Below are 10932 nucleotides of genomic sequence, written 5' to 3' on the forward strand. Positions count from 1 at the left end.
GTTATGCCTGCTCTGAGTGGGAAACGTTTGAATTCGACGCGAAGCGGGTAAAGCTATCATCCCAAGGCAGAGTCAACCGCTGCTCAGGCATAGTGGAAAGCGTAACATTCGCGAAACGACCAGAAGGGCTGATAGCCCGTAAAAACTGAGGCGCGCCAGCAGGCAACAGACTTGTAGTGGATTTGATTGCGCTGATATCGCTCCAGGGAATCGCCAGCGTTGGGTTACCCAGACGAAATAGAAACAACGTTTTTAAATATAAGCACTGCTCATCAGCCCCTACAAACAAGATATTTTTGTACGACATCTTCCCTATCATGCCGCTATTGGGACCAATAAAACGGGTCGCGACATTATTAGCCGAATATTGATAACGCTCGGCCAAAGCCTTCCAACCGCTCCTCGCTCCCATAAATAAAAGCATCAGCGGCCACGTAAGAATAACAAATATAAATACCGGCAGTGCAAAATATACCGGGGAGCTTACTGCACTCGACAACGTGCTTTTGATAAAAGCCAGAGGTAACGGCAGCTCTTGAGGAAACATAGATGGGGACACAAGAGCGAGAATCACTAACAGGACAAACAAAGCCCATACTGCACTCAATATCCTAAACATCCACTTCATGCTGGCGCTCCAACTTGCTCCGCAATGGCCGCACGCCAGCTATCCCGCCCAAACAACACAAAGCGAAAGACCGTATTGTCATGGGTGCTGATAGCTAGGGAATTAGGATAAAGAGGAACCACGCCAAACAGCTTGGTCCAGCATTTGGTTAACTTACAAACCTGCGCCAAAGGAATCTCCGTCACACCGCCCTGCACATTCAGAGCATGCGCCCGAAAAACCAGACGCTGATTAGTCAAATAAAGCTTACCGCCCACCGTCTCAACGTTCTTCTGCAAATTGGCGGCGCCTTCCTTCAGAATATCTTCACCGGGCGCGAGATGTATCATGGAGAAACTTCCAAGTAGATGGCTTTAAAAAATCGCCCGAATCATAGCGTCACCGCGCAAGTCTGGGCAATGGCTTTGCTTTGCTTTGCTTTGGCCAGGTACGTTAGAGACTGTGCGAGATGAAAAGCCTTCGTACCAACTCAAACTTCACAAGGGAAATTTTTCATAAGCCTTTATTGTATCAAACTCAAAAATGTCTACATATTCTTCAATTCCTTTTATAGCATCATCCTCACATAAAAATTTCTTTTGCAAAAATTCCACTGCATCTGAATAAATAAGATCTAAGCAGTTTTCAACATCGGACTTTCTAAATCCTATTAAACAAACAATATACTCATCACACTTTTTTGGGCTGTAACCCAGTAATAACAATCTTCAGATAATCCATACACCTCCCCCACCAACAAGTCACCATTTTTCAGCCGAGATGAAACCGACCTTCTTTTAGTTTCAATCGTGACTGGCAAAGACTTTTTTCTCTCTTCATCAATACACCTTTCTAGAGAATAGCCATAGTATTCATAAGCACACACTGCTTCAGCCTCAGTTATACAAAGGCTTTTCTTAATTATATCTAAGTTTTTATTAATTTCGTTTCCCAAAATAAGTTTAGCCTCTTCGTAGCCATCACTCATATCAACAGCTTTCTTTACTAGAGAGAGCGGATATTCTGCCTCATTTCTTAGCTTGTTAATTAAACCTATTTTTTTCATTTTATTGGTATCCGATATCATCGGGCCTGAGCTCCTATTAGCTCCATACAGAACCATCATGCCGGTCAAACCCAAGAACGACTATAAAAAATCAAAAAAAAGCTATCCGAAACACTCTCGCATAAAAAAATCACTCATGGATTATCCTGCATATATTCTTTTATGCAGACCAAGTTGTCTATATACCTATCAATATGAGGAATCAAATCATCTCCTGCGAATTCATAACAGGAATTCCTCATCTGCAAACACAAAGAATTACATCTATCGCTACCGCGATCTTCATATATATCGAACTTATAATAACAAAACGGAAAAGTAAAAATAAACCTTTTCCTCATATCTAAAACAACACTCAAACTCTCTTCAGAAAGAGTATTTTCAAACTCAAAAAGTGAGTTCCTATACGCCATAGCATCACATATACAATAATCTATATTTCGCCTATAATAATCCACATAATCTTCAACAGACTTCTCGTCCTCATCCCAATCATAGGCATACGGAGGAATAACCCAGAACCTTCTTTCTTTAATCCGCTTAATCGCATCAATCACAAGATTTAAAAAACAGTTCCCAGAATAATATTATTTTCAAATCTTTTACCAACATTGACAGCGAAGATACCGTCTACTGCATAAAACAATATCAAGTCTCACTCATCTAGCTGCCTAAAACTATCATACCCTCCATACTCATCCGCCTTCCAGCCTATGAAGATCCACTCTCCAGAACTCTCATAATCATACTCAAAATGAGAAAAGTGCTTAAACCCATAAGTTTGATCAAGGCGCACTGATCCACTATAAACCATCACATCTGCGATGATTGATGGTCTATCTCCGCTGCAGTTCACAATTACATTCACCAACAGTGAAACATCAAGGCAACCAAAACTAGATTCGGCTGTATACCCAATGCAGCCAACGATATAATTGTTAGTTATAGGCTGAACATCAAAAAGAATTTTAACGCCTAATTTTTGCGCCAAAGACATAGTCAGCAGAGAAAACAATTGGTAGCATTCATCACCCTCACAAAAACCATTAACTTTAATTTTATTTAAAATAGAATCCATTTTTTTCATAATCAACCCCAAAAATAAATTCATTCTAGCTCAAATAGCGGATAGTCCTTATTATTAATTCTAACATTCCTATCATTAGGATCTATCTCCGCATACCGTTCGTTAATATCGCTACCGTCATCCCCTTTATGCTTCCAGCCAACGACTGACTCTTGGCCGTCAACGGTCCTTTTATATTCAGGGTCAACCCATTGATCAATTTTGACATCTTGAGCATCCCGCCAGCGACCTCTTGTTTTCTTCTTCCCTTCTATACGTCCATATACAGAAATAATACTTCTTTTATTTCCTGCATCAGTGAAAACGGCACTACCTTCTTTATAATATATATCAACGTGATTACCCCACTTATTCCTTCCTGTAAAAATTCGCTCCGGGCTATTCAATATTTCCAACACCTTAGGATCTTTTATGTTTATTTTATGTTTATCTCCAGAGTGTCCTGGCGTCCTGCCCGGCATATCAAAATCATAAACATCATTTTTATCAATTATTTCAAACACATGATCATTCGAAAATGGTATTACACCTCTGTATACTCCATTTTCATCAAACCCAATTCCATTTTCAATGCGATAATTATCAAGCTCTTTACCTTCTTTACAAGTCAACCCAAACGGGTCCACCCATCCTGTGGGGTTTGGCGCATATTGATAATTGTTGTCTCCCCCCAACAATCCAACGGGGTCCTGGTTGATAAACCGTGCGGCGCTGGGGTCATAATAACGGTGCCGGTTGTAATGCAGGCCGGTTTCTTCGTCGTAGTATTGGCCCTGGAAGCGCAGTGGGTTCTGTACTTCTTCGATGTCTTGCAGCGCCAGGTTTCCGTAGGCTTTGTAGCGGGCGGACCAGACGACTTCGCCTTCCGCATTGGTCATTTCCTGTGGCGTGCCCAGGTGGTCCAGGTGGTAGTGGTAGACCTGCTTGTCCTGGATGAACGCCAGCGGACGGAAGCTGTTGGGTTCGTAGACGTAGACTTTGTTCAGGTGGTTGCGCTGTTCCGAGAGCAGCACGTCGCCGTTCCAGAGGAACTCGGTCTTGCCGAAGGCGTCCTGTTTGGCGATGCGACGTCCCAGGGCGTCGTATTGGTATTCGGTCTTTTGCCCGTCTTTTTCAATAGCGACCAGTTGGTTCTGTTTGTTGTACTGGTAACGGGTCTCCAGCTTGCCGCCTTTGCCGCGTTTTTCGCGGATCAGGTTGCCGGCGGCGTCGTATTCGAAGTGGCGGTCGCCGTGGAAGTTCAGGCGGTTGCCCTTGGCCTGATTCTGGCCGTCGAGAATATTGCCCGCCGGATCGAAGGCGAATTCTTCGTTGCAATAGCCTTCGACTGTTTTCAGGCGATCAAGGGCGTCGTAACGGTAATGGGTGGTTCCTTTTTTCAGGTCGTCGATCAGCGCCAGATTGCCGCTGGCGTCATAGCCGTAGCTGCGCTCGATGATGCGCGCTTTGCTCTGACGATGACTGACCCGATGACGAATCAGGCGTCCCATGACGTCGTAGTCGTAGCGGGATTCCGCCGCGCCCTGGCGGCGACGCAGTTCGCGCCCGTCCTGATCCCGTTCGATACTGGTCAGGATGTCACCGTTGTGGCTGACCTGGGTGAACAGGCCGTGACGGTCATAGCCAAAGCCGAGGACGCCGCCGTTTGGCAATAGTGACTTGATGCGGGCGCCCAGCGGGTTGTATTCGTGACGCAGACGTTGCCCGTCCTGGATTTCCTCCGCCAGACGCCCTGTCGGCGTATAGGCGAACTCAAGGGTGCGGTAAGGGTTGCTGGCCTGCGTCAATTGACCGTTGGCGTTGTAGGCGAAGCGACTGATGTCGCCGTCCGGGCTGTGCTTTTCACGCAGGCGGCCCATAGGGTCGCGCTTGAACAAGGTGGTGTGTTGCGCGCGAATGCGTTCGTCTTCGTGTACGCCTTCGATATGCGCCTTCAGATGGCCCGCCGGGTCATACTGATATTGCTGCACCCGACCGTCGAAGCCGATTTCCTGAATCAGGCGCTCGTTACGGTCATAGGCCAGTTCATAGCGCTCGCCTTTTTCGTTGATCAGGCCGATCAGGTTGCGTTCTTTATCGTACAGGTACTCAAAGGTCTGACCAGCCGGGTCGATGCGTTTGCGCACCTGGGCCAGGCCATCATACACATATTCGGTGCAACGGCCGGCGGCGTCGATAAAGTGCGTCAGCTGGTCGTTGGCGTTGTAACGCATTTTGAGGACGGAGCCGTCCGGGCGTTTGACTTCGGTGACGTTGCCGTTGCGGTCGTACTGATAGGCTGTGGTTTGCCCCTGATGATCGGTGGCGGCGCGGACCTGTCCCTGCGCATTGTAGGCGTAACGGGTGGTGTGCTGGTTTTCCGTTTCGCTGACCAGTTGGCCTTCCCGGTTCCACTGCAGTTCCCGGGCCTGTCCCAGGGCGTCGATAATCTTTTGCGGCAGGCCCTGGGCGTTGTATTCGTACTGGGTCTGCGCGCCTTCCGGGTCAGTGATGCGGGCCAGCAGGCCCTGTTCGTTGTACTCGCGACGCCAGACATGGCCCAGAGCATTGGTGATCGCCACCGGCATGCCGTCGTCGTTGTAGTCGATCTTGTAATGGCCGCCATTGGCGTCGATCAGGGCGGTTAACTGACCGTTGTCATTGTAGGCGTAGTGGGTGCTGTGGCCGTTGGGATCGGTCTGCTCCACCAGATTGCCGGCGTTGTCGTACAGGCGTCGGGTGATTCCACCCTCGGGATCGATTTCTTTAACGATCTGGCCGCGATCGTCATAGTGGAAGGTGGTTCTGCCGCCGTTGCTGTCGATGGCGTGGGATGTCTTGTTGGCCGGGTCCCATTCGAAACGGTAGTCATAGACGCTCTGGTCGCCCCACTGACGCACGCAGCGGGCGGCTTTGTCGTAGCGGCTCCATTCGAAATAAAAGCTGAAGCCGGTTTTCAGGGTGCGGCGGGTGATGACGTGATTACGATAGGCGTAGGACTCGCCCGCGCCGGCGGGGTCCCGCACCTGCACCAGATCCTGGGCGTCGTCGTATTCGTATTTGGCCAGGGTGTCCACATCGCCGTCCGCGCGCAGCGACTGGATCTCGCAGATCAATCCCTGCGCGTTGTGTAGCACGTACAGGCGTTTGCCCCAGCTGGTCTGAATAAGGGTGACCGGTCGCTCGTAGCCGTCCAGGTCCTGCCAGTATTGAATGCGCACGCCATTGCCGACGCCATCCAGCAATCCTTCCAGACGGTAGACGCCGCCGGCGCCTACGAACAAGCGGGTGGGTTCGCCGCGTTGTTTCAGTACGTAATGAGTGTCATCGATCCGACGCAGTTCCAAATGTTCAGCGGCGTTGCGGACTGTCTGGCCGGGTTCCGCCAAAGGAAAATCAATGTAGCGGCCTTCATCTGTGGTGAAGACCAGACGCCCTTCCTGCTCCTCCAGCTGCTGACACAGCATATGAGTCCAGCCTACGCCCAGACCGCGCTGATGGGGGTTGGAGGATTTGTAGGTGCGTTTCCAGATGATAGGCAGAGGACCTGCGACGGTGAAATCGGTCAGATCCAGCAATTCCTCGCCGGTGACCATGCTGATGGGTTCGCCTCTTTTACAAACATTAGTGACTCCAGGCGAGCATATACTATTGTCATTGAAGCCACTTTTCTTGCTACTTACTTCCTTCATATCAGGGAGCTTTCGGGTGATGGCTGTTGCGCTGATTAACGCTCCCGCCTCAATCATCAGAGGGGTCCACTCACTGAGAGAGTATTCACTTACAACATCCCAAGCCTCCCCTAGCTCCTCCCTGAATATTTCACGGCTTCGCTCATCGCTAGCCAAGCGTCCCATGACAAAGCCCGCTTCCTGCTCTTGGGCATCCATTTCTCCCACCGATTGCTGATCAAATTGTGCTTGCCTTGGGCTCCAGTTTTCATCAAACTCGTTCGGCAGCCCAGCCTTGTTGAACAAGAAATTAATGGTTTTTCTGGCTCCCTCAGCAACCGTACCCAGAGCGCCTCGCTCAGCCACTGTTGCCTTATGATCAAGAACTACTTGTTTGACTGCCGCCCCATAATCTCGAATCAACTGCTGAGCAGCTGCATCCGTCTTAGGTACAACAAAACCACTATTGGACACCGATGGTGGGGACATTTGCTCCCGACCAGCATCCTCTATTTCCTCCGAACTCTTCGGTAGTGACCCTTTAAGATAGTTGCTCACTGCCTTGGGTTCACTAATCCATCCCGGGTTTCCTAATAAAGGGGACACCTCCATGACTTCACCTGTAAGCGCAGGAGGTGGCGGTGGTGCGGGATTCGCTCTTGTGATTAGTCGCTCCGCCAGTAATGGCTCTGCATTAGTGGGGACGACCCCTTCATCATCTTTAATAGCAATCGGGCTGAAAGGCTCTTTACCATCCTTAAAAACCAGAAGTATCTCGCCATATTCCATTTGTCTAATGAATCTGTCTCTCCACCATTTAAAGTGCCGTGATCCCCTCCCAGGAAATCCGCCAAACGATGAGCGAAAGTGTGAGCCAGAGAGGTAGTTAACGACTTCCCCCACTTTAAAGTCATTTCTCAAACAACGGTCGGCATAGTTGGCGGCAAAGAAAGGTGATTCAACAAACGGCAGGTCAGCAATGGTAATGTCAGTCCAGTGCTTGAACTCATAGGAGCGAGAGGAAAACATTTGAAAACATCCCTAGTATTACGCCATTCCCAGCCATGTAGAAAATATGGCGATGAATTTTGTGCGGACAATAAATAGCCACATTCTACGTTTCAAAGATGCACGCATGAATCATCCACATCACCTAATACAGAGTGAGTAACGGACAACTATCATGAAGACTTATGTGACCCAGTCTCAATAAAATTCAAGAGCTATATAACGTGACATTCTCAATATCAATCAACGATTTGCAAAAGGCGCCATAGCCGGATGCCTGACGTTCTCCCAACCTCTCAAAACCACATTGTCGAACGCTGCTCGCATTTGCGTCGCTGACTCGACTGCGTCCATGCCTCCCACGCCAGTGCAAAGGCTGGGTATGGCGATATGCCTGATTTTGTTATCCGACTTCGCATTGTATCGGACAAGCGTCATTAACAAGCCGCGCATGGCCAGATAGGCGTTGAGTGTAGCGCTGACGTTGCCGGGAGTTCTCATTGTCGGGGCCAGGATCAGCACCGGAAATTGCTGCGTGCGCATATCCAACGCCAACCCAGCGCCGACGGGCAGCTCACCGAGGTATTCCTGACGAATCGCCGCACAGGCTTTTGTTTGCGCCTGGCCGTCATAAAAGTCGTCTATCGCTTTATCTAGACCGCCGCTCATTTCACCAAAACTGTTGCTGGGACTGCCCAACGCATCGCACTTAAAACGCAGGATGTCGCCCTGCGCCACCTCAACTTGATCAACCTCAGAAAACGCAACAGCCAACGCCTTCGCCGTCATTTCATCGTATCCACACAGATGAAACGCCACCGCTTCCTGATCCTTATTATCACCAAAGGGTTTCACCACTTGCGGTCGTTTCCCGGTGATGGAAGCAATCATCGACTTGAACATATTTTTGTTTGTCTCCCTTAACGAAAGATCTTTAAAATGCTGCACTCAATGCATTGCTACTATGATCAAGCCTGAAGCCCATGTCCTACTCCGAGCATTATATTGACTCTCATCATTTTACATATGGCGCATCACATTTCCGAGGCGGTCAACTTCCAAGCATAAAGAGTTTATTAAACAAACAGCTTGTAAGAGTCAGAGGCTATCAAAAGTTTATACCTGAATATCCACAAGTGAGATGTTTACCTCTGGAGTTCTTCTATACCTGCTATCACTGTATCTGCGCCATGGACGCCAAACTTTTCGAAGATATAACAACTAGGGGCAGCCGCAGTCTGGCGTGGGCCTCCTGGCTTGCCCTCGCCACGCCATACCCCGAGAGCTATATGCTTCAGCAACTGGAGCAGCTTATCGAAAAAAACGCTGACTATTCTGAGTTTTACATCTTAACTATGGCGATTCGAAGGTTGAAGGAAGAGGAGCTGGAATGCCAGGAAACAGCCGATATGTTTAGCGAGTATGGTAGTTTCCTATCCTTGCTTCCAAGAATAAAAATCCCTTTACGCGCCACCCCGACTGAACACTACTTCAAACAACGTAAATATAGAGCGGAGACCATCAACAATATTTATAAAAACAAAGGGACTGACGCCGCAATAGCGTATATAAAAAGCCTTCCTGTGCAGGAAGAAGATATGGACTATAAAGAGTGGTTGCGACTACAGGCTTTGCGAGAAGAGCATCAGCATAAAAACAGTAGCTTCTTAGCCAAACTTCTCCATCATACAACGTAGGTCGGAATAAGTTCTTCTATGCCCATATGACTAAATAGCACTGGGTCTAGAGACCCCTTTACTTCGCATTTTGGCATCGACTTTCGATACATGTACTCTCCCTCAGAAACTAATCCGGCCCCCATCGACGTCATCAAGCTTCACGCAAAGGCGTCAATTTCTGCTTCATACTCCAATCAATCTGAAACGCCAATCGTCGCGGCGACGCCGCCAGTGAGCGACAGCAAGTCTTGAGGAGCAAGTTCTATTTCCAGGCCTCGTTTTCCTGCGCTGACGAAGATGGTTGCGTAGTTGAGAGAGGTATCGTCAAGGACAGTAGGAAGGCGCTTTTTCTGTCCCAGAGGGCTGATGCCGCCGACAATGTATCCGGTGGCGCGCTCCGCTTCTTTTGGGTCCGCCATCTCTGCTTTTTTGGCGCCTAGCGCCTTCGCAACGGCTTTCAGGTCCAGCTTTCCGGAGACCGGCACTATTCCCACGGCGAGCTTTTGCGCGCCGCCGGTCAATGACACCAGCAGCGTCTTGAATACGCGCTCAGCAGGCGCTCCCATTGCCTGTGCGGCTTCCTCTCCGTAGGATTCAGAACGCGGATCGTGCGCGTATTCATGAACTTGGTAGGTTACCTTGGCCTTCTTGGCCTGATTGATCGCTGGCGTCATCGGACTTCCTTTTACTGCATGGCTATTTGTTTACGATTGGGTAGTTTCCACCATTTTCCGGAATCGTCCAAGCGCCGCCATAAACAAGGCCAATCCAATCGCCGTGATGGCGAGAAATTGAGGCCATACCGCGGAGAACCCGGCGCCGCGATAGATAATCGCCTGCGCAAAACTGACGAAGTGCGTGGTCGGCGCCGCCAGCATGATGTATTGCACGATATCCGGCATGCTTTCCCTCGGCGTGATGCCGCCGGACAACAACTGCATGGGCAGTATCACCAGGATAATCAGCAGTCCCAGTTGCGGCATGGAGCGTGCGACCGTGCCGAGGAATATCCCCATGGAGGTCGTGGAGAACAGATGCAGCGCCACGCCAATCAGAAATAGCGGAATCGATCCTGCAATAGGCACATCCAACACGCCCTGGATCACCACATACAGCGACATGGCCGCCCCCAGCAGAACGACCAGCCCATTGGACCACACCTTCGCCGCCATGATTTCCAGGGGCGACAACGGCATCACCAACAGATGCTCCAAAGTGCCGTGCTCTTTCTCTCGGATCAACGCAGCACCGGTGAGAATAATCGACAGCAGTGTGATCTGAGAAATAATCTCCATCACGCCACCGAACCAGTATCCCGTCAGATTAGGGTTAAACATGACGCGTACATTCTGCTCTATCGGCAGCGCTGCTTCGTCGCGGCGACCGCTGACGAACTCGTTCACCTCCGCCGTCACGATACTGCGAATATAGGTAGCGCCAATGAACGCCTGCGTCATGGCGGTGGCGTCGATATTCACCTGTACATCCGCACTGCCTCCCGCCATCACGTCCTTCTGAAAACCGGACGGAATAACCACCACAAAGGTGTAACGCCCTTCATCCATCCCTGCATCCACTTCCGCATAAGAGATCAACTCCGGTTCTTTGAAATGCGGGGGGTAAAACGCATTGGCGATGCGTAAAGACAGTTGGCTCTGATCTTCATCCACGATTGCGAGCGGCGCGTTGCGCAGTTCCCGTGAGGCAGCCGTCGCGGCGCTGTACACAATGATCGTGAACGCCGCCAGGACAAATATCAGCAACGCCCGATCATGCAGAAAGCTGCGAATCTCTTTCACTCCCAGGCGACGTATGTTGGCTAATCTGGTGCTCAT

9 protein-coding genes are annotated in these 10932 nt (G+C 49.7%); 1 reads left to right on the forward strand and 8 read right to left on the reverse strand.

The window, feature by feature from the left end:
- Position 1: 1 nt before the first annotated feature.
- The 6 genes from ACQYWX_RS21345 to ACQYWX_RS21370 form a co-directional block, all read right to left on the reverse strand.
- On the reverse strand, positions 2–628 hold the full coding sequence (locus tag ACQYWX_RS21345; protein ID WP_431686277.1) for a hypothetical protein: 627 nt from the start codon (positions 626–628) through the stop codon (positions 2–4).
- Positions 625–957, reverse strand: a complete 333-nt coding sequence (locus ACQYWX_RS21350) for a GRAM domain-containing protein (protein ID WP_127972527.1) — start codon at positions 955–957, stop codon at positions 625–627. Before ACQYWX_RS21350 ends, ACQYWX_RS21345 begins: the two co-directional genes overlap by 4 nt.
- Before the next feature lie 320 nt (positions 958–1277).
- Complete coding sequence (locus ACQYWX_RS21355; protein WP_431686278.1) at positions 1278–1694, reverse strand: hypothetical protein; 417 nt, start codon at positions 1692–1694, stop codon at positions 1278–1280.
- A 634-nt stretch (positions 1695–2328) separates the two neighbouring features.
- Positions 2329–2760, reverse strand: a complete 432-nt coding sequence (locus ACQYWX_RS21360) for a hypothetical protein (RefSeq protein ID WP_431686279.1) — start codon at positions 2758–2760, stop codon at positions 2329–2331.
- 20 nt (positions 2761–2780) lie between these two features.
- Positions 2781–7439, reverse strand: a complete 4659-nt coding sequence (locus ACQYWX_RS21365) for an RHS repeat-associated core domain-containing protein (RefSeq protein WP_431686280.1) — start codon at positions 7437–7439, stop codon at positions 2781–2783.
- Between the two features lie 222 nt (positions 7440–7661).
- Positions 7662–8321 carry a macro domain-containing protein gene (locus ACQYWX_RS21370; protein ID WP_431686281.1) on the reverse strand — a complete coding sequence of 220 codons (660 nt, stop codon included), beginning with the start codon at positions 8319–8321 and terminating at the stop codon, positions 7662–7664.
- 287 nt (positions 8322–8608) lie between these two features.
- Between ACQYWX_RS21370 and ACQYWX_RS21375 the strand changes: the two genes are divergently transcribed.
- Positions 8609–9115 (forward strand): hypothetical protein, encoded by a 507-nt coding sequence (locus ACQYWX_RS21375; protein ID WP_431686282.1) that lies wholly within the window; start codon positions 8609–8611, stop codon positions 9113–9115.
- A gap of 176 nt (positions 9116–9291) precedes the next feature.
- Here the strand turns inward: ACQYWX_RS21375 and ybaK are convergent, their stop codons facing one another.
- Positions 9292–9771 (reverse strand): Cys-tRNA(Pro) deacylase, encoded by a 480-nt coding sequence (gene ybaK / locus ACQYWX_RS21380; RefSeq protein ID WP_431686283.1) that lies wholly within the window; start codon positions 9769–9771, stop codon positions 9292–9294.
- 30 nt (positions 9772–9801) lie between these two features.
- Positions 9802–10932 carry an ABC transporter permease gene (locus tag ACQYWX_RS21385; RefSeq protein ID WP_431686284.1) on the reverse strand — a complete coding sequence of 377 codons (1131 nt, stop codon included), beginning with the start codon at positions 10930–10932 and terminating at the stop codon, positions 9802–9804.

The organism is Hahella sp. NBU794 (genome assembly GCF_050749805.1).
Taxonomy (GTDB): Bacteria; Pseudomonadota; Gammaproteobacteria; order Pseudomonadales; family Oleiphilaceae; genus Hahella.

Coding starts and splice junctions, on each gene's coding strand:
- ACQYWX_RS21375 (WP_431686282.1), top strand. CDS start 8,609: ATGGACGCCAAACTTTTCGAAGATATAACAACTAGGGGCAGCCGCAGT.
- ACQYWX_RS21355 (WP_431686278.1), bottom strand. CDS start 1,694: ATGATATCGGATACCAATAAAATGAAAAAAATAGGTTTAATTAACAAG.
- ACQYWX_RS21345 (WP_431686277.1), bottom strand. CDS start 628: ATGAAGTGGATGTTTAGGATATTGAGTGCAGTATGGGCTTTGTTTGTC.
- ACQYWX_RS21350 (WP_127972527.1), bottom strand. CDS start 957: ATGATACATCTCGCGCCCGGTGAAGATATTCTGAAGGAAGGCGCCGCC.
- ACQYWX_RS21370 (WP_431686281.1), bottom strand. CDS start 8,321: ATGTTCAAGTCGATGATTGCTTCCATCACCGGGAAACGACCGCAAGTG.
- ACQYWX_RS21360 (WP_431686279.1), bottom strand. CDS start 2,760: ATGAAAAAAATGGATTCTATTTTAAATAAAATTAAAGTTAATGGTTTT.
- ACQYWX_RS21385 (WP_431686284.1), bottom strand. CDS start 10,932: ATGAGCACCAGATTAGCCAACATACGTCGCCTGGGAGTGAAAGAGATT.
- ybaK (WP_431686283.1), bottom strand. CDS start 9,771: ATGACGCCAGCGATCAATCAGGCCAAGAAGGCCAAGGTAACCTACCAA.
- ACQYWX_RS21365 (WP_431686280.1), bottom strand. CDS start 7,439: ATGTTTTCCTCTCGCTCCTATGAGTTCAAGCACTGGACTGACATTACC.